11 protein-coding genes are annotated in these 18,704 nt (G+C 73.5%); 6 read left to right on the top strand and 5 right to left on the bottom strand.

The genetic code is table 11. The annotated features are described in order from the left end of the window. Positions 1 to 63 precede the first annotated feature (63 nt). Entirely contained in the window at positions 64 to 3,117 is a 3,054-nt protein-coding gene (locus tag Q1K57_RS14585; protein ID WP_300083894.1) for a BREX system ATP-binding domain-containing protein, read from the top strand. 24 nt (positions 3,118 to 3,141) lie between these two features. Here Q1K57_RS14585 and Q1K57_RS14580 read toward each other — a convergent pair whose 3' ends face one another. Together Q1K57_RS14580 and Q1K57_RS14575 are read right to left on the bottom strand one after the other, a co-directional pair. Continuing rightward, positions 3,142 to 7,761 (bottom strand): multicopper oxidase domain-containing protein, encoded by a 4,620-nt coding sequence (locus Q1K57_RS14580; protein ID WP_300083892.1) that lies wholly within the window; start codon positions 7,759 to 7,761, stop codon positions 3,142 to 3,144. 162 nt (positions 7,762 to 7,923) lie between these two features. After that, positions 7,924 to 8,499, bottom strand: a complete 576-nt coding sequence (locus Q1K57_RS14575; protein WP_300083890.1) for a TetR/AcrR family transcriptional regulator — start codon at positions 8,497 to 8,499, stop codon at positions 7,924 to 7,926. A 53-nt stretch (positions 8,500 to 8,552) separates the two neighbouring features. Here Q1K57_RS14575 and Q1K57_RS14570 point away from each other — a divergent pair, with 53 nt between their 5' ends. Genes Q1K57_RS14570 through Q1K57_RS14550 form a run of 5 tightly spaced genes read left to right on the top strand, consistent with a single transcriptional unit; the run spans position 8,553 to position 14,563 of the window. Then, a complete protein-coding gene (locus Q1K57_RS14570) occupies positions 8,553 to 10,202 on the top strand; it encodes an FAD-binding protein (RefSeq protein ID WP_300083888.1) in 1,650 nt (549 codons plus the stop codon). A 1-nt stretch (position 10,203) separates the two neighbouring features. Further along, positions 10,204 to 11,064 carry an SDR family oxidoreductase gene (locus tag Q1K57_RS14565; protein ID WP_300083886.1) on the top strand — a complete coding sequence of 287 codons (861 nt, stop codon included), beginning with the start codon at positions 10,204 to 10,206 and terminating at the stop codon, positions 11,062 to 11,064. Then, on the top strand, positions 11,061 to 12,248 hold the full coding sequence (locus tag Q1K57_RS14560; RefSeq protein WP_300083884.1) for a cytochrome P450: 1,188 nt from the start codon (positions 11,061 to 11,063) through the stop codon (positions 12,246 to 12,248). Before Q1K57_RS14565 ends, Q1K57_RS14560 begins: the two co-directional genes overlap by 4 nt. Positions 12,249 to 12,308: 60 nt before the next feature. After that, complete coding sequence (locus tag Q1K57_RS14555; RefSeq protein ID WP_300083882.1) at positions 12,309 to 13,013, top strand: class I SAM-dependent methyltransferase; 705 nt, start codon at positions 12,309 to 12,311, stop codon at positions 13,011 to 13,013. Further along, positions 13,013 to 14,563, top strand: a complete 1,551-nt coding sequence (locus tag Q1K57_RS14550; protein WP_300083880.1) for an FAD-dependent oxidoreductase — start codon at positions 13,013 to 13,015, stop codon at positions 14,561 to 14,563. Before Q1K57_RS14555 ends, Q1K57_RS14550 begins: the two co-directional genes overlap by 1 nt. Before the next feature lie 19 nt (positions 14,564 to 14,582). Here the strand turns inward: Q1K57_RS14550 and Q1K57_RS14545 are convergent, their stop codons facing one another. From Q1K57_RS14545 to idi, 3 genes are read right to left on the bottom strand one after another with little or no spacing between them, the layout of a single operon-like run. Then, positions 14,583 to 15,470 (bottom strand): phytoene/squalene synthase family protein, encoded by an 888-nt coding sequence (locus Q1K57_RS14545; RefSeq protein ID WP_300083878.1) that lies wholly within the window; start codon positions 15,468 to 15,470, stop codon positions 14,583 to 14,585. Continuing rightward, positions 15,467 to 16,954: a phytoene desaturase family protein gene (crtI, locus tag Q1K57_RS14540; protein ID WP_300083876.1), complete on the bottom strand. Its 1,488-nt coding sequence runs from the start codon at positions 16,952 to 16,954 to the stop codon at positions 15,467 to 15,469. Before crtI ends, Q1K57_RS14545 begins: the two co-directional genes overlap by 4 nt. Further along, the gene (gene idi, locus Q1K57_RS14535) at positions 16,951 to 18,615 is read right to left on the bottom strand and encodes an isopentenyl-diphosphate Delta-isomerase (RefSeq protein ID WP_300083874.1); all 1,665 of its coding nucleotides are present in this window, start codon (positions 18,613 to 18,615) and stop codon (positions 16,951 to 16,953) included. The genes crtI and idi overlap by 4 nt, the downstream gene beginning before the upstream one ends. Positions 18,616 to 18,704 lie beyond the last annotated feature (89 nt).

Below are 18,704 nucleotides of genomic sequence, written 5' to 3'. Positions count from 1 at the left end.
CCCCCCCCCCCCCCCCCCCCCCCCCCCAACACAGGGCGGGCCCGAGCGGGAGGAGGTGGGTGCATGGAGACCAAGCCACGCGCCCTGCCGAACGTGGGCGTCCTGGGACCGACGACCCTCGTCCGGGACGGGCGCCCGGTGCACCTCGGCGCCCTGAAGCCGCGGGCGCTCCTCGCCGCGCTGGCACTCTCCGCGGGGCACCCGCTCTCTGTCGACGAGCTCGTCGACCTCGTCTGGGGGCCCAACCCACCCGCAGGCGCCCCGGCGACCCTCCACGGCTACATCGCCGAGCTGCGGCGTGCCCTCGAACCCGAACGGCCCCCGCGCGAGCAGCCCCGCATCCTGCGCACCGCGGGTCGCGGCTACCTGCTCGACCTTCCCCAGGACCATCTGGACGCCGGCCGCCTCGCCCGGCTCGTGCTCGAGGCGGTGGAGGCGGGGCGCGTCATCCCCGACGCCGACCGGCCCTCGGCGAGTCCCGAGGACGTCGGCGTGCTCGTCGCCGCCCTGGACCAACTCGACCGGGCGGCCGCCCTCGTCCGCGGTCCGGCGTATGCCGACCTCGGCGAGTCGACCCGCGCGGCGAGCGAACGCTCCCGCATCGACGACCTCCTGATGACCGCCGCCGAGCATGCCGCGGCCTACCGCCTCGCCCTCGGCCGCGACAGCGAGGCGCTCGTCGCGCTGCGCGACCTCACCGCCCACAACCCGCTGCGCGAGCGCCTCTGGCTGCTGCTCGCCCTCGCCCTGGCCCGGATGGGGCGGCAGGGGGACGCTCTCACGGCCCTGCGCACCTTGTCGGAGCGCGTTGCCGACGACCTCGGCCTCGACCCGACCCCCGCGGTCCGCCGCCTGCAGCAGGACATCCTCCACCAGGCCACCACGCTCGGCCTGCCCTCCGCCCCGCCCCCCGCCAAGGCCCCGATCGGGAGACAGGACGCCCTCGCCACCCTCGAGTCCTGTCTGGACGCCGCCCGCACGGGCTCGGGCCGCATGGTGTGGCTCACGGGCGAGATCGGGATCGGCAAGACCACCCTCGCCCGCGCCCTGTTGGCCCGCGCCCGCTCTCGCGGCTTCGTCGTCGCCGGGGTCGACCCGCCGGCCAGCCGCGACGCCCCCGACGGATGGGCGGTCACGGAGGCGATCGGCGCCCTGTGCGCCACCGGCACGGCCGGTGACATCCCGCTGTCCTCCCCCGACGCCGCCACCTCCGGTTTCGGGCTCGGCGAGCGGCTCGTGGCGTGCGTGCGAACGGTCGGACGGAAGGCGCCCGTCGCCCTCCTCGTGGACGACGTCGAGTGGACCGACGCGGCGTCCGTGAAGGCCCTCGCCCACCTGGCCGACCGCCTCGCCGGCCTGCCGTTGTGCCTCGTCCTCACCCACGTGGTGGGCGCGCAGACGATCCTGTTGCGGGATCTTCGCCACGCGGCGACGCGCGCGGACGGCGTCCGGATGGACCTGCCGCGGCTGGGGGTGGCCGACACCGAGGCGCTGGTGCGGCAACGCGGCTACCTGCTGCCCGAGGAGCAGTGGCCGGCGCTGCACCGGCGTGCCGACGGCAACCCGCGGTTGGCGCTGCTGCTGGCCGAGACCGGAAACCCGGCAGGGCCGCTGCCGCTGCCCGTGCTGGAGTACGTGAGCCTCCAACTCGCGGCGGTGCCCGACGAAACGATCGAGGTGCTGCGGCTCATGACGCTGCTCGGCGAGCCCACCGAGACGGCCGAGCTCACGCGCTTCCTGCCGGCCGACGCCGTCGAGCTGGGCGTCGGGGCGGGCCTGACCCAGGGTGTGCTGCGCCGCGTGGCGGGCGGCCCGCTCCGCGTGGCCCATCCGCTCCTGGCCGAGCAGGTCGTGGCGGACACGCGTCCGGACGCCTACGAGCGGCTGCGAGCTCGCGTGCGCCTCCAACAGGCCCGGATGCTCCGCTGGGCGGGCCGCGCCGCCGAGGCGGACGCCGCCTGGGACGACGCGATCACCTCCGCCGAGCTGACCCGCGACACCGCCCTCCTCGCCGCCGTCGCCGCGGGGCGCGACACCGGCACCGTCTGGCACGGTCGGGCCTACGGCGACACTCACCACGGCGCGGTCGCGGCGCTGCGCCGCATCATCGCGCGCACCGACGACACCGGCCTGCGTGCCGAGGCGCTCGCCGCACTCGCCACCGAGAGCTACTATGCCGCGCCGCCGGCGGAGATCGACGCCTGGGTCGAGGAGGCGCTCGCCCTCACCGAACACCACCCGGACGCCGCCCTCCGGCTCCGCGTCCTCGGTTCGGCCCTGGCCGCGCGCTGGCGCCCCGAGACGGCCGACTGGCGGGCGGCGACGGCAACGAAGATGGCGACCCTGGCCCGTTCGTCCTTCGACGCCGCCGCCGAGCTCGTCGCCGAGGTGCACGGCGTGGTCACCGCAGCCGACCTGGGGCGTGTCGCCGAGGTGGACCGCACCTTGCCGGGTCTGCTCCACGTGGCCCGTCACGACCGCGGCCTGGCGTTGCTGCCCCTGCTCGAGCTGATGGCGGCCTCGTGGGCCGGCATGCTGGGCCGCCACCGGCAGGCGGACGCCGCTCTCGCCCGAGCGCGCGCCCTGCCGGAGCCGGGCGACGGGCGGCTCACGGAGGGCGTGTGGTTGACCACGCTGCTCAACGCGTGGTGGCGCGGGGTGCGCGAGCCGGCCGAGCTGGCATGCTCCGCCTGGGCGGCGCGGCGCGAGGACGCGGGCCCCACGGCCAACCTGCGGATCGCCTTGCTGTTGCGCCTCGGCCGCCGGGATGCGGCCCGGGCGACGGCCGAACGGGCGGGCGTCCGGGTGGGCGGCACGACCTACCTGGCGCCCTTCGACACCGCCCTCGCCGCCGAGATCGCACACGGCCTCGGCGACGCCGAACTGGCCGGACGCGCGTACGCCGTTCTGGCACCTCACGCCGGGCACATCGCGAGCGTTGGCTCCCTCGGGCACCTGGGGCCCGTCGACTGCCATCTCGCGCTGGCCGCCGCCACGATCGGAGACGCGGACGCCGCCCGGCGCCATGCCGCCGACGCTGGCGCCCTCATCAGCGCGTGGGGGGCCACCCCGGTGGCGGACTGGTTCGCACAAGCGCGCGGCGCCCGTCGTGAGTGACGGACGCCGCACGCCCGGATCCGGTCAGCGCACCCGGACCCACCCGGACCAGCTCGTGCCCAAGGCGTTGCGGCTGCCGACGCGCACGAAGGCGATACTCCGGTTGACCGGCCCGGTGGTCGCGGTCGTCGCGTTGGCGGGCACCGTCAGCGAGCCGGCTGCCGGACCGCCGGACCGGCTGCTCCACTCGATGAGCTGGTCGGCCTCGTTGGTGGCGTTGTCGGTCCACCGCACGGCGATCACTCTCCCGCGCGGGTCGCGGTCGGCGTTCGCGCTCACCCCGGTGGGCGCGGCCGGCGCCGACACCCGCACGGACACCACGTTGCTGGGCTCGGACGCACCGACGGCGTTCGTCAGCCGGACCCGGTAGGAGTAGGTGGCGCCCAGCTGCACGGTGGCGTCCGACCAGGTCGTGGCCGGGGTGGTGAGGGTGGCCACGGTGGTCCAGGTGGTGCCGTCGACCGACCGCTCCACGAGGACGCCCGTCGCGCTCGCGTTCCCCTGCCAGGCCAGGTTGACCCGCGGACCCACGGCCAGGGTGGCCGTCAGGTTCGTCGCGGCCGCGGGCGGCTGGCCGGTGAGGGTCACCACGTCCGAGCTTGCGGACGCCGTCATCTGGCGCACGCCCGCATACCCCGCCGTGTTGCGGGCCGTGACCCGGTAGGAGGCACGGTCACCGGCGTTGCTGCCCGGATCGGTGAGGGTCCGGACGCCGCCCGCCGTGTTGACCTGGTCGAGCGGCGACGCGCTCGTGGCGACCACCGCCCAGGTGGTGCCGCCGTCGGCGGAGCGTTCGAGGTCGTAGCTCGTCTCCGCGATGGAGTTGTCGCGGAAGGTGAACGCGTTCCGGGCGGCGGACCCCGACCCGACGACGGTGCGGGTCACCTGGTCGGGCTTGCGCGGCGGTAGCACGTAGCTCATCGGCCGCATCATGTCCATCTCCTCGTGGGACAGGATGTGGCAGTGCCAGACGTACTCCCACCCGTAGTTGACCAGCTTGTTGGTCATCGGGGTGCCGAGCGGGTCACCCTGGGTGTCGACGCTGTTGAACATGCTGGTGTCACCGAGCGGCATCATCGGGTTCATCGGCCGCACCGAGTTGGGGATCTCCCACGGCAGGACAGGGGTGATCGGTCTCAGGGCGACGATCGTGTCCTCCAGCGGTGAGACGCGCACGGTGTCCTTCCAGCCGTTCTCGTTCGGGTCGTTGCGGATGATGATGTTGTCCCACGTCACCCGGTTGAGCACCTGCACGTCGAACAGATGGAAGTGAATCGGGTGGGTGTCGACGCCGTTGTGGGTGATCCGCCAGATCTGGGTGCCGTCGGCCGTCGTCGTGATGGGCGTCGCCGACATGCCGGTGGGCAGACTCGTGCCGTCGATCAACTCGGTGGGCGCGTTGACATAGGGCAGCAGCACCGCGTTGGCGAGGCCGGGCGTCGGTGGGCTCTTCTCGAGGCCGAGGTTGCCCGACATGCGCCCGAACGGGTCGAACGACGTGGCGTTCATCTCGTCGTGCACCGACTTCAGGTCGAGCTTGATCGCCTGCCTGCTCGACTGCCTGGCCAGCGTGTTGAAGCCGAACTCGCCGGTGTCGCTGATGCGGACCAGGCCGTCGCACGTCTGACGCGGCGCCCCGGGCACGTTGCAGTTGGCACCGCTCGCGAAGCTGGTCCCGTAGGCACTGTTGTAGGCCGCCTGCCCGACGATGATCGGGTGCTGGCCGGACTCGAACACGCCGGTGCCGTTGACGGTGTGCCGGAAGGCCGACGTGAGCTTCGTCAGGTCGAACGGGGCCGCGGCGGGGGCGTCCGCGACCGTCACCTGCATGATCGTGCGCGTGTTGGGGCCGTAGCCGGGCAGGATCTCCGGGGCGCCGGCCGGGCTCAGGTCGGGCGCGCCGGTGTAGTAGTCGTACTGCGGCACGCGCGCCGGGAAGGCGGCGGGGGCGTCGTTGTAGAGGATGAGGGTCTTGCCGGCGAACTTGCTGAAGTCCACGACCGTGTCGGCCCGCTCGGCGGGCGCGATGAGCAGCGCGTGGGCGTCCACGTTGCCGACGTCGAAGCGGGTCGGATCCTGGATCCACGTGATGTGCTGCTGGCCGTCGACGACCGTCGGTGTGGGCAGGAAGCCACCCTCGTTCGCGAACTGGATCCAGTCCGGGCCGGCGGTGGAACTGTTGTGCACCGGCGTCGGCGACACGGTCGGGTCGAGCTGGGCGGCGGCGAGTTGGTCCGGGTCGAGCTTGACCTCGGTCTTGCCGTTGCCCTGGTCGGGGTCGGCGACGTACCACTGCAGGTTGAAGAACCGGTCGTTGGCCGCGTTGAGCAGCCGGAGCCGGTAGCTCTTGGGCTGGACGGTGAGGGTCGGGTAGGCGACGCCGTTGACGAGCGGCGTGTCGTTGAACTGTTCCATGCCGGCCGATACGTTCGGCGTCCCCGGGATCTGCTGCGGCTCGCAGTAGGGATCCGTTTGGTACTGCCAGGTGGCAGGGTCGTCCAGCTTGCAGGCGGGGTCGTAGGAGGGGTTGGCGATGGGGCCGTACGTGGTGTCCGCGGCCGGCGGGTAGAACCAGGGGCCGTACATCCAGCGGCCGTAGGCGCTCATGCCGCCGGGGTCGCCCGGATTCTGGGCGGGCATGTAGACGTGGTGGTACCACAGGTTGCCCTCACCGCCCCACCGGGCGGTGTCCCAGGTGGGGTCCTGACCGTAGGTGGCGATCGACCCGTCGGGGTTGAGCGTGTCGTGGATCTGGGCCTCGCCCGGCACGAACGTGCGGTCCTGGACGATGAGCGGCAGCGTGTCGGCGGCCCCCGGCAGCAGCCCGCCGTCGACGAGCCGCTTCTCGGTGGGATCGGTGATCGCGTACCCGGCTGCCTCGCCCGCGTACACGTTCAGCCGCGTGATGCCCCACGAGTGGTCGTGGTAGAACATCAGCCGGGCGCTCTGCTGGTTGGTGTAGTAGAACGTCTGGCAGCCGTCGTCGGCGGCCTGGCACCCCGCGTCGCCCATGTCGGGCACGTTCTGCACGCTGACGCCCTGCGGCCACGGCGTGTCCTCGCCTGCGGGGGTGATCCACTGGTGCGGCGTCCCGTCGCTGATCCACGGCGTGATGCCGCCGTGCAAGTGCAGGGTGGCGCGGTTGTCCTTGAAGCAGGCTGCCGGTTTCGGGCTCTGCGAACATTCCTGGTTCCGGACGCCGTCGGTCACGGTCCCCTCGTCGGCCGGCGGCGTCATGGTCATGGGCACCATGCCCGCCCCCATCATCGTGGAGTCGGTCGGCAGGAACAGGTCGCCGTTGGCCCCGGTCGGCAGCAGGTTGCGGAAGACGATGCGGACGGGACGGTCCTTGGTGGCGTTGATGAACGGCCCCAGCCACTGCGGGGTCGTGACGCCCATGAGGCCGGTGTCGACCTTCGTGCCGTCGAGCAGTTCGTTGACGAGTGGCACCCGCTGGCTACCCGGGACGCCGCCCGTGTCCACCTGCACGTACCCGCGCACGAGCGTGGGCGGCAGGTCGGCGCTGAACTGACGCCGATACTGGACGAGCGCGATCGTGTACTCGTCGGCCTCCTGACCGTTGTACGTCTTCACCGTCGGGACGGCGATCGGCAGGTAGCGCGCTGCGGCGTCCGTGGGGCAACCGCCGGCGGCGGGGTTGCAGGGCAGCGGCAGCTCGTCGACGAACTTGCGGATGCCCACGTCGAGGTAGCCGGCGCCGGGATCGGTGACGGTGATCGCGGTCACGGCCCCGACATCGGTGGACGCCGTCGCCGCGGCCCCGCTGCCCGCTCCGCCGACGACGTCGGTGATCGTCACGGTGGGCGCGGACGTGTAGCCGGAGCCGAAGGAGGTGACGGTGAGCCCGGTCAGCTTCAGTGTGGTGTGGGGTTGAGCTGACCTGCCCTCGCCGTTGGGCGGGAGCGGTTCGAACAGGGTGCCGTTGTGGACGGCGACCGCGGGGGCGGTCAGGTAGCCGGAGCCGGGCTCGTCGACGACGATCCGGGTGATCTGGCCGTCTGGGGTCATGCCGGCCTCCCCATCGGCCTCGACGGTGGCGACATGACCCTTGGCCTGCGTTCCGGTCTCGAGGTCGGGCAGCGCGAACTCGACGGTCGGCATGGTGTAGCCGCTGCCGCCGTCGTCGATGACGACGGCGTCGACGCCGCCGTCGGCGGTGAGCACGGCGCCGGTACCGCCGCCGCCCGCCAGGGTGACGCGGAAGCCGGAGTAGCCGGAGCCCGCGGCGGCCACCGTGGCACCCGTGACGGTGCCGGTCGTGGCGACGGTCGCCTGGGCGGTGGCGGGATGGGCGGGGTCGCCGCCGGCGAGCACGACCGACGTGGTGGCGGGATCGTAGCCGGCGCCCGGGGTGAGGATGTCGATCTGGACGAGGCCGCCGGTGAGCGGGTCGACCTTGGCCTTCGCCGTGGCGCCCGTGCCGGCACCCTGGATGGTGACGGTGGCGTTCGAGGTCGTCAAGGCGCTGTTGGCCCAGTTGGGCCAGGGGCCGAAGTAGTGCGGGCTCCCGGTGTTGGTGGCCGCCTGTGCGGGGGCGGCGGCGCTCGTGGCGAGCAACGTGGCGGGAACGGCGAGCGTGGTGGTGAGGACGAGCGCGAGCAGGCGTCGAAGCGGGGGGCGCATGGAGTGGTCCGTTCTCCGGGCGATCGACACCGCCGAGGCGGCCCGGGCGCTCGCGGCGGGCCCGGCCTGGGGGCGTGCGGTCGACCGGGCGTGAGCAGTCTGCTCCCGGCCTCTGGGGCCGCGCTGGGGCGCCGTTGAGGGGCAGTTGTGCCCGGGGGGCGGCTACCCCTCGATCGCGGCACCGAGGAAGGGGTCGACGAGAAGGACCGCGCGGGCGGCCGCGGCGCGGGCGGCTGTGGGATCGCGGTGCGTGAGGCCGATGCCGTGGACCATCGACACGAGGAGCACGACATCGTCGACGGTGAGGTCGGGGCGCACGTGGCCTGCAGCGAGGGCCCGGGCCAGGGGGGCCTCGAGCAGGGCGACGACCCGGCGTCCCCCGGCCCAGTCGGATTCGGCGCTGGCACGGACGACCGCTTCGACGAAGGCGGCCGAGGCGAGTGTCTGCTCCACGAGGGTGCGGACGAGCAGCGCGATGGTTTCCGGCTCGCGGTGCGTGGCCGCCGTCGCCTCGAGGGCCTCGATGTTCTCGGTGAAGATCGCGAGCGCGAGCGCGAGGCGCGTCCCGAAATGCCGGTACAGGACGCCCTGCCCCACGCCGGCGTCCCGCGCGATGGCGCTGAGCGGCACGCCGTACCCATGGGCCGCGAACTGCCGCCGACCAGCGGCGATGAGGGCCGCGCGGTTCGCCGGGGCCACGGCCGGCCCACGGTTGCGGGGGGTGTCGGCGTCCGGCATGCTGGGACCCTAGCGCAACCGGACAGCGTTGTCCGGATGGAGGGAGCAGCGTCATGGATACCGACCACACCTACGACGTCGTCGTCGCCGGCTCGGGGGCCGCTGCGTTCGCCGCCGCGATCACCGCGGCCGACGCCGGCCTCACCGTGCTGATGTGCGAGTCGACCGACCGCTGGGGCGGCAGCTCGTCGATGTCCGGGGGCGGCCTGTGGTTGCCCAACAACCCGCTCATGCAGCGCGAGGGCGCGGGCGACAGCCGCGACGAGGCCCTCGCCTACATGGAGCGAACGATCGGGGACGCCGGCCCCGCCACCTCGCGCGCCCGCAAGGAGGCGTTCGTCGATCACGTCGCGGCGCTCGTGCAGTTGCTGGAACGACACGGCTTGACGTTCGCCCGCGGCGCCGACTACCCCGACTACTACCCCGAACTGCCGGGCGGGAAGGTCGGCCGGGTCATCGAGGTGGAACCGTTCGATGTGAAGCGGATCGGCCCCTGGTGGGCCTCCTCGCGCGGCCAGGACGGCGTGCCCGCGCCCGTCAAGACCGACGACTTCTGGCTGCTGCAGCGCGCCTGGTCGACGCCGGGAGGGATGATCCGCGGAGCCCAGGTCATGGGCCGGGTGGCGACCATGCTCGTGCGCGGCCGGCGTCTCGTGGGCATGGGGGCCGCGCTGGCGGCGTCGCTGCTGGAGGTCGCGCAGCGGCTCGGCGTCGAGCTGTGGCTGTCGGCTCCGGAGACCGAGCTGGTGGTGGAGGACGGGGCGGTCGTCGGCGTCCGGACGCAGCACGAGGGCCGCGAGGTGGGCGTCCGCGCGACGCGGGGCGTCGTGCTCGGGTCCGGCGGGTTCGACCACAACGCCGAGTGGCGGCAGCGGTACCACGGGATCGACGGCACGGGCTCCTCGGGGTCGAAGGGCAACCTGGGCACGGGCATCGAGGTGGCGATGGCGGCCGGCGCCGCCGTCGACCTCATGGACGACGCCTGGTGGGGCGCCTCGGTGCCTCCGGTGGGGCCGGACGGGGCGGCCGCGTTCCTCGTCAGCGAGCGCTCGGTGCCCCACAGCATCCTCGTGGACGCCGCGGGCGACCGGTTCGCCAACGAGTCCGAGAGCTACGTGGACCTCGGGCACCACATGCGCGAGCATGCGGCGTCCGTGCCGGGAAGGTACTGGATGGTGACCGACGTGCGGCACGCGCTGAAATACCTGCGCAGCTACGCGCTCGACCCGCGGCTGACGAAGGCGCGCACCGAGGCGGGCATTCGGCACGTGGCAGCCACGCTGGGCGAGCTGGCGACGAAGCTCGGCATGGAGCCGCGTCGGCTCGAGGCCACGGTGGCACGGTTCAACGGGTTCGCGCGCACCGGCATCGACCAGGACTTCGGCCGCGGCAACTCGGTCTACGACCGCTACTACGGCGACCCGCTCGTGCGGCCGAACCCGAACCTCGGCACGCTGGAGAAGGAACCGTTCACGGCCATCGAGATCCTCGCCGGCGACCTCGGGACCAAGGGCGGGGTGGTCACCGACGAGTTCGCGCGCGTGCTGCGCGAGGACGGCTCGGTCATCGCGGGGCTGTACGCGTCGGGGAACTGCTCGGCGTCCGTGATGGGGCGGACGTACCCGGGTCCGGGCTCGACGCTCGGGCCGGCCGCCGTGTTCGGTCACATCGCCGGACGCCACCTGCTCACCCGGGAGGTGTGACATGCGCATCCGCGACAAGGTGTTCGTCGTCACCGGTGGCGGCAACGGCATCGGGCAGCAGGTCGTGTGGGGGCTGCTCACCCGCGGGGCGCGGGTGGCCGCCGTCGACGTGAGCGAGGCGGGACTGGCACAGACGGCGTCCCGGGCGTTGAGCGTCGACCGGCTGAGCACCCACGTCGTGAACGTCACGGACGTGGCAGCCGTCAACGCCCTGCCGGAGGCGGTGGTGGCGGCGCACGGCGCCGTGGACGGGTTGCTGAACGTGGCGGGGATCATCCAGCGGTTCGTGAAGTTCGGCGACCTCGAACCCGCCGACATCGAGCGGGTGATGAACGTGAACTTCTACGGGGTGGTCAACCTGTGCCGGGCGTTCCTGCCGCTGCTGGTGGCGCGGCCACAGGCGGCGCTGGTCAACGTGTCGAGCATGGGCGGCTTCGTGCCCGTGCCCGGCCAGACGATCTACGGGGCGCCCAAGGCGGCAGTCAAGCTGCTCACCGAAGGGTTGCGCGCCGAACTGCACGGGACCAACGTGGCCGTCTCGGTCGTCTTCCCCGGCGCCGTGGGGGACCAACATCACGGGCAACAGCGGCGTGGAGATTCCCGCGATGGCCGGTGCGGCGGCGCAGGCGCCCAAGACCACCCCGCCCGAGGAGGCGGCGGAGATCATCGTCCGCGCCGTCGAGAAGGGGACGTACCGCGTCTTCATCGGCAACGACGCCCGCTCGCTGGACTGGCTCAGCCGCCTCGCTCCCGAGCGCGCGCTGACCCTGATCGCCCAGCAGATGGCGCACCTGCTGAAGGACCGCTGATCCGCCTCGCGGCGCGCGGGCCGGGCGGGCTCGTGACAGGATCGGGGGCGTGAGCTCCGCATCGAATCGCCGCCGCGCGACCCGGGCCGAACCCGACGGGCCGCCCGTCGAGCGCTCGGGCCGCGTTTGGCGGATCCGCTCGGTGGACGCCGCCCGGCAGGTGCTCCGCGCCCGCCGGGCCACCCGCCAAGCCGGGTTCACGGCCGAGTTCGTCCCGAAGGGCTTCCTCAAGCACCATCCGATCCTCATGTCCGACGGGCCGCTGCATGACGAGCAGCGCTCGAAAGTGGGCCGGTTCTTCGCGCCCAAGGTGGTCGCCGAGCGCTACGCCGGCCTCATGGACGCCGCCGCCTCGGCCCGCATCGACGCCCTCGTGGGCGAGTTCGACCTCGCCGAGGTAGCCCTCTCCTACAGCGTCGAGGTGACCGCCGAGGTGGTCGGCCTGACGCACTCCGACGTGGAGAAGATGGCTCGTCGGCTCGTCACGTTCTTCCGCCAGCCGCCCGCCGACCTGACCCGCCCCGACCTCGGCCGGAGCCCGCGCCAGTGGCTGCAGGCGGCGGTCAACGGGCTGGTGCCGATCGTGCGTTTCCATCTCGCCGACGTCCGCCCCGCCCTCCGCGCCCACCGCCGCACACCGGCCGACGACATCATCGGCCACCTCATCGCGCAGGGGTACACGAACGCCGACATCCTCGTGGAGTGTGTGACGTTCGGCACGGCCGGCATGGTGACGACGCGCGAGTTCATCGCGATGGCGGTCTGGCACCTGCTCACCGACGCGGCGCTCGCCGGCCGTTTCCGCGACGGGACGCAAGCCGAACGCCTCGCGATCCTCAACGAGATCATCCGTCTCGAACCCGTGGTCGGGCACCTCTACCGGCGGGTCACCGAACCCTTGGAGGTGACCTGCCCCGCGGAGACGGTCACGCTGGCACCCGGCGATCTGATCGACGTCTGCGTCCGGGCGGCCAACGCCGACCCGGAGACGGTCGGCCCCGACCCGCTCGCCCTGCGCCCGGGCCGGGAGCTGCCTCCGGGGGTCGACGCCTCGGTGCTCACCTTCGGCGACGGCGCCCACCGCTGCCCCGGTCAGCCGCTCGCTCTCCTCGCGGCCGACGCGCTGCTCACCCGCCTGCTCGCCCGCGCTCCGGTCGTCGTGCGCGAGCCCACCCTCGGCTGGGACGACCTCATCGAGGGCTACACCCTGCGCGATTTCGTGCTGCGGGTGGGGTGAGGCGCCTGCGCTCGGCGGCTCGGGCGCGCCGGTCCCGCTCGGAGCCCCTAGGGTGGGGGGGTGACGACGTCCGACGCCTTCGACCGGGGCGCCGCCCACTACGACCTCATGGTCGCCCTCAACCCCGGCTACCACCGCGAACTGCGCCGCGCCGCGCGGGCGCTCGTCGCCCGGTCGCCCCACAGCACCTACCTCGATCTGGCCTGCGGCTCCGGCGCCTCCACGCGCGCCCTCGTGGACGCCGCCGCCCCGGGCGCGACGATCCTGGGTCTCGACGCCTCGGCGGGCATGCTCGCCCAGGCGCGGGCGAAGGACTGGCCGGACGGCGTGCGCTTCGCTCGGGCCGTCGCCGGCGAGCTCGACGTGGACGCCCTCGGTCGCGGCCGCTTCGACGGCGTGCAGACGTGCTACCTGTTCCGCAACGTGCCCGCGGCGAGCCGCGTCGCCGCCATCGGTGAGGTGTTCGACCTGTTGCGCCCGGGTGGCTGGCTGGTCGTGCAGGAGTATTCGGTCGCGGGCGACGCCCGGGCACGCCGCGTGTGGGACGCCGTCTGCCACGGGGTGATCATCCCGCTCGGCTGGGTCGTCGACCGCAACCGCGACCTCTACCGCTACCTGTGGCGCTCGGTGGTCGACTTCGACACGGTGGCCCGGTTCGCCGACCGGCTCGCCGCCGCAGGCTTCGCCGACGTCGCCTACCAGACGGCGTCCGGCTGGCAGCGGGGTATCCTGCACACGTTCGTCGCACGGAAACCGGAGGAATGATGGCCTCGACCGACTCGGCCGGCCCCCACGCGACCACCCCTCGCCTTCCCGGCCGGGACAAGCGGGCGGTGCTGCACCGTGCCGACCCTGGAGCGCTCACCGTCCGCGAGCCACGCCACGTCGTCGTCGTGGGCGGCGGCATCGCCGGCCTGGCCGCGGCGACGGCGCTGGCCGAACGCGGCGTCCGGGTGACGCTGCTCGAGGCGTCCGACCGGCTGGGGGGTCGCGTGGCGGCCTGGCCGCTCGGCGACGGCCGCACGATGAGCCGGGGGTTCCACGCGTTCTTCCGGCAGTACTACAACCTGCGCGGGCTGCTGCGCCGCGTCGACGACGACCTGGACGTCCTCGTCCCCATCGACGACTACCCCCTCCAGCGCCCCGACGGCCTGCGCGACTCCTTCACCGGCTTGGCGACGACGCCGCCCTGGTCGGTCGCCCAGTTCACCGCCCGCAGCCCGTCGTTCACCCTCAAGACGCTCGCCCGGGTCAACGTTCCTGCCGCGCTCGAACTGTTGCGCGTCGAGTTCCCGGGCACCTACGCCGCCTACGACGGCGAATCCGCCGCCGCGTTCCTCGACCGGCTGCGGTTCCCGCCCGACGCGCGCGCCCTCGCGCTGGAGGTCTTCGCGCGGTCGTTCTTCGCCGACCCGGCCCTGTTCGGCGCGGGCGAACTCGTCGCCATGTTCCACACCTACTTCATGGGCTCCGCGGAAGGGCTTCTCTTCGACGTGCCCGACGACGATTACGACGCCGCCCTCTGGGCCCCCCTCGGCGCCCACCTCGCCGAGCTCGGCGTCGAGGTGCGCACCAGCGCGCCCGTCGAGGCCCTGTGGCTCGGCCCGGACGCCGCCGGCGTCACCTGTGCCGGCGAACGCCTCGAGGCCGACGCCGTCGTCCTGGCCGCGGACCCGCGGGCCGCCCGCGCGCTCGTCGCCGGCCTCGACGCACCGGACCCCAGCCACGCCCTCACCCGCTGGCAGGACGCCGTCGCCGCCACCTACAACGCTCCCCCGTTCACCGTGGTCCGGCTGTGGTTGGACGCCCCCGTGCACGCCGACCGGCCGGCGTTCGTCGGCACGTCGGGGTACGGTCCGCTCGACAACGTGTCGGTGCTCGAGCGGTTCGAGGCGGGCGCGGCCGCGTGGGCCCGCGAGCACGGCGGCTCGGTGGTCGAGCTGCACGCCTACGCGTGCGATCCCACGGTGATGACGGACGCCGACGCCGCGGCGTCCGTCGTGGACGCCCTCGTCGCCGAACTGCACCGCATCTTCCCCGAGACCGCGGCGGCGGGCGAGGTGCACCGGGAGGTGCTGGTCCGCGACGACTGCACGCTGATCGGGCCGGATCGGTGGAACGAGCGGCCGGGCGTGACGACGCCGGCGAAGCGGCTCGTCCTCGCGGGCGACTGGGTGCGCTGCGACTATCCGGTGGCCCTCATGGAGCGGGCGGCGACCACGGGGTTCCTCGCGGCGAACGCGCTGCTGCGCGACTGGGGGGTCGCCGGCCACGACGTGTGGACGGTGCCGATGCGCGGGCTGCTGCGCCCCTGACCCGCCGGGGTGCTCGGCGTCAGGCGAAGCGCCGTTCCGGGACGCCCAGCGTGACCGCCCGCAGCGCGAGGCCGAGCTTCTCGGCGTCGGGGACGCGATGGCGCCCCGAGAACACGTCGTAGCCGGACGCCTCGATGCGATCGAGGATGCGGCTGTACAGCACCAGCGCCGTCCCGACGCACCGCCGGGAGGCGGGGGGCAGGTAGGCGAGTCCCTCCTGGCCGTGCGCGTAGAGCGCCCGGTTGCGCACGACCTGCTCGGCCATCATCGCGCGCCACTGCGGGGTGACGCGCCGCTGCCACGGGTCCGCCCGGTGGCGGGCCAGGTCGGCCTGGGGCAGGTAGACCCGGCCCCGGTCGAGGTCCTCGGCGACGTCGCGCAGGAAGTTGGTCAGCTGGAAGGCGTTCCCGAGCGCTCGGGCGGGCTCCTTCGCCGCCGGTGAGGTGGGCTCCAGCACGGGCAGCATCATCTCCCCGATGACTGCCGCCGATCCCTCCATGTAGCCGTCGCGCAGTTCCTCCCAGGTCGCCCAGGTCGCCCGGGTCAGATCGGCAGCCATGGCGGCGAAGAACCGCTCGAAGCACTCCGGGTCGGTGCCGCGGCGCCGGATGCTGTCCACGATGGCCGCCATCACGGGCTCGTCCGACCCGCCTCGTTCCAGCGCCCTGAAGAACCACCGCCGGAACGTCACCAGCCGCTCGGCGGGGGTGCCCTCGCGCGGCACGGCGGCGTCCACCTTCTCCGGCTCGTCGACGATGTCGTCCGCCAACCGGCACAGCGCATACACGGCGTGGACGTCGCGCCGCTGCGCGCGCGGCAGCAGCATCGCCCCCCACCAGTAGGTGGTCCCGTGCGCGCGGGTCAGCTCGGCGCAGCGCCGGTACCCGTCCTCCAGCGGTGTGGTCATCGGCTCCCCCCAAGATGTTCGGCCACCCGCGCCGCGGCCAGCTTCCCCGACACCAGCACCATGGGGATGCCCACCCCCGGCGTCGTCCCCGACCCCGCGAACACCAGCCCCGGCACCCGGCGGTCGACGTTGCGGGGCCGGAACGGCCCGGTTTGGGTGAACGCGTGCGAGAGCGCGAACGGCGTACCGGCCGCGAGCCCCTGAGCCGCCCAATCCTCCGGTGTCACGAGCGCCTCGGTGACGATGTCGGTCGGGTACCCGAACTCACGCAGGAACGCGAGCATCCGTTCCCGCAGCACGGGTGCCTCGGCCGCCCAGTCGATCCGGCCCACCGCCAGGTTGGGCACCGGTTCGAGCACGTAGAGGGTGTGGCAGCCGGCGGGCGCGGCGTCCGCGACATCGAGCGTGGGGATCGCGACGAACCGCGACGGATCCGCCATCGGACGCCCCCGCTCCAGCAGGTCGACGAACGCCTCGTCCCACGCCGCGCCGAAGTGGATGTTGTGGTGCCCGACACCCTCGGGCAGGTCGCCCCGCACGCCGAGGTGCCACACGAGCGCCGAGGGCGAGTACGAGCCCCGCCGCGCCACGCGCGGCGCCCGCAGGCCGGGCAGCAGCCGCTCGTAGGCGACGGGCAGGTCGGCCGTCACGACGACCGCGTCAGCGGCCAGCTGTTCGCCGCCCACCAGTTCCACCCCGGACGCCGCCCCGTCGGCCCGGCGCGTCACCCGGCTCACCTCGGCGCCGTAGCGCAGCTCGGCGCCGGCGTCCACGAGCGCCGCCGCCATCCCGCGCGGCACGGCGTGCATGCCGCCCTCGGGGAACCAGACGCCCTCGATCGAGTCCATGTACGTGATCACCGCATACAGGGCCAGCGCCTGCGCCGGTGCGAGCCCGGCGTACATGGCCTGGAAGCTGAACACCTTGTGGAGCCGCTCGTCGTCGAACCAGCTCGCCACCTCGGGGCCCAGCCGCCCGAACCCGCGCAGCGCCAGCAGCTTGGCCGCCGCGACGGGGTGGCGCAGCAGGTCGAGCGGGGTGTCGAAGTTGGCGTCGATGAAGTGGGGCACCTCGACGTCGTTGAGCGCCTTGAGCCACGCCACGAAGCCGTCGAACGCGGCGGCGTCCTTGGCGGAGCATTCCCGGGCGATCTCGGCGCGCATGGCGTCCCGGTCGTGGTGGACCAGCAGCCGCGAGCCGTCCGCGAAGAAGGTGTGGTAGGCGGGGTCGACGAGGCGCAGGCTCACGTAGTCAGACGCCGACCGGCCGGCCGCTGCAAACGCCTCCTCCAGCAGCCTGCGCATCGTGAAGACCACCGGGCCGGTGTCGAAGCGGAACCCGTCTTGTTCGAGCAGCCCGTTGCGCCCGCCCGGCACCGCCTCGCGTTCGAGCACCGTCACCTGGTGCCCGGCCCCGACGACGTGCAGCGCGGCGGCGAGCCCCGAGAGTCCGGCCCCGACCACCACCACGTGCTGCCGGCTCATGCGTCCCTCCAGGCGACCGTGCGGGCGGCGTCGGTGATGCCGGCGACGCCCTCGGCCGACAGGGACGCGGTCTCGAGCACGCCCAGCGCGGCGGCGACGGACTCCGTGATGAGCCGTTCGACCTCGGCGTCCACCCCGGCGGCGCGCATGGCCACGGTCAGGGCCCCGACGTCGCGGCGGCGGAACGCCGGCGTGCCGAGGCGGCGCACGAGGGCAGCCTCCGAGCCCGTCAGACGCTCACGCGCGATGGAGAGGAGCACGGTCGCCTTGGCCTCGAACAGGTCGTCGCCGGCGGGCTTGCCCGTGACGGCCGGGTCGCCCCAGACGCCCAGGTAGTCGTCGCGCAGGGCGAAGGCGCGCCCGAGGTGGTCGCCCACCTCGAGCAGCACCTGCAGGATCGACGAGGACGCCCCCGCCGCCACCGCCCCCAACTGCAGGGGCCGGGCGACCGTGTAGCGGCCCGACTTGGCCCGGGCCACGTGTTCGGCGTGGCCGCGGTCGCGGCGCCCGGCGGCGGCTCCGGTGAGGTCGGCTCGCTGGCCGGCGATGAGCTCCACGCTGAGCGCGTACCAGACGTCGCGCATCGCCCGCGGCAGGCCGTCGACGAGCCGGTCGGCGACCGTGTGGGCGAGGTCGCCCAGCAGGATCGCGAGGCTGAGGCCGAACAGGTCGCGGTCGCCGAAACCGGACGCCGCGCGGTGCCAGTCCGCCGCCTGGACGTGCGCGGCGGGACGCCCCCGGCGGGAGGCCGAGGAGTCCATCACGTCGTCGTGGACGAGCGCGAAGAGGTGCAGCGTCTCGAGGGCCGCGGCCGCCCGGACGAGGTGCTTGTAGCCCGCCGCCCCGTGGACGCCGCCGGCCGCGATGTAGCCCCAGTACGCCATCCTGATCCGCAGTCGTTTGCCCTGACCGACGAGCAGGTCCCCCAGCCAGCGGGGCAGGTCGAGGGCCAGGACGTCGACGCCGACGTCGCCGAGGTGGGTGGCCCACTCGGACGCCAGCGCCTGCACCTCGGCGGTCAGCAGGTCGTCGACGTCGCGGACGGCAGCCTCGACGTCGACCCCGGGGCGGTGCTCGATGCACGCGGCACCGGGGAAGGCGGCCTCGATGAGCGGCACCTGCAGGGCGGCCCACGGGCTGTAGACGTGCGGCGTGGCGCCAACGGCGGCGGTCAGGTTCGCCCAGGGCACCCAAGCCCATTCGGCGACCTCCTCGGGGTTGGGCGTCGGGTCCTCGCCCACGACGAACCCGGCGAACACGGGGCAGATCTCGTTCTCGACGACGCCCGACGCGTCGGTGGCGCGGTAGCGGAAGTCGGGCAGCAGCGGCACGAGGGGCCCGACGTGCAGTCCGAGTTCCTCGCGGATGCGGCGCCGGGCGGCGTCCGGGAGCGACTCCCCCGGTTTGGGGTGGCCGCAGCACGAGTTCGTCCAGACGCCGGGCCAGGTCTTCTTCGCGAGCGCGCGACGGGTGAGGAGCACCTCGCCGCGGTCGTTGAAGAGATAGGTCGAGAAGGCGAGGTGGAGGGGTGTCGCCGCCGTGTGGACGCGGAGCCGGTCGGCGGCCCCGAGCGGGTTGCCGTGGTCGTCCACGAGCACCACGTCGTCCCCCGTCAGCGAGGGTGGGACGGGAACGGTGTCGTGGGACGAGGGGCGGCTCATACGGTGTCCAATGTTTGTCCAATGTTTGGATCGACTCTACCCATGACCCCATCCTGCCGACAAGACAAGCTGTTCAATGTTTGTCGGAC

Origin of the sequence: Propioniciclava sp. (genome assembly GCF_029977985.1) — a bacterium.
Lineage (GTDB): Bacteria > Actinomycetota > Actinomycetes > Propionibacteriales > Propionibacteriaceae > Propioniciclava.
Note: the sequence above shows the minus strand (reverse complement) of the source record. Positions and strands in the feature narration are given on the sequence as shown.

Coding starts and splice junctions, on each gene's coding strand:
- Q1K57_RS14545 (WP_300083878.1), bottom strand. CDS start 15,470: ATGACCACACCGCTGGAGGACGGGTACCGGCGCTGCGCCGAGCTGACC.
- Q1K57_RS14575 (WP_300083890.1), bottom strand. CDS start 8,499: ATGCCGGACGCCGACACCCCCCGCAACCGTGGGCCGGCCGTGGCCCCG.
- Q1K57_RS14565 (WP_300083886.1), top strand. CDS start 10,204: ATGCGCATCCGCGACAAGGTGTTCGTCGTCACCGGTGGCGGCAACGGC.
- Q1K57_RS14585 (WP_300083894.1), top strand. CDS start 64: ATGGAGACCAAGCCACGCGCCCTGCCGAACGTGGGCGTCCTGGGACCG.
- Q1K57_RS14580 (WP_300083892.1), bottom strand. CDS start 7,761: ATGCGCCCCCCGCTTCGACGCCTGCTCGCGCTCGTCCTCACCACCACG.
- Q1K57_RS14550 (WP_300083880.1), top strand. CDS start 13,013: ATGGCCTCGACCGACTCGGCCGGCCCCCACGCGACCACCCCTCGCCTT.
- Q1K57_RS14570 (WP_300083888.1), top strand. CDS start 8,553: ATGGATACCGACCACACCTACGACGTCGTCGTCGCCGGCTCGGGGGCC.
- crtI (WP_300083876.1), bottom strand. CDS start 16,954: ATGAGCCGGCAGCACGTGGTGGTGGTCGGGGCCGGACTCTCGGGGCTC.
- idi (WP_300083874.1), bottom strand. CDS start 18,615: ATGAGCCGCCCCTCGTCCCACGACACCGTTCCCGTCCCACCCTCGCTG.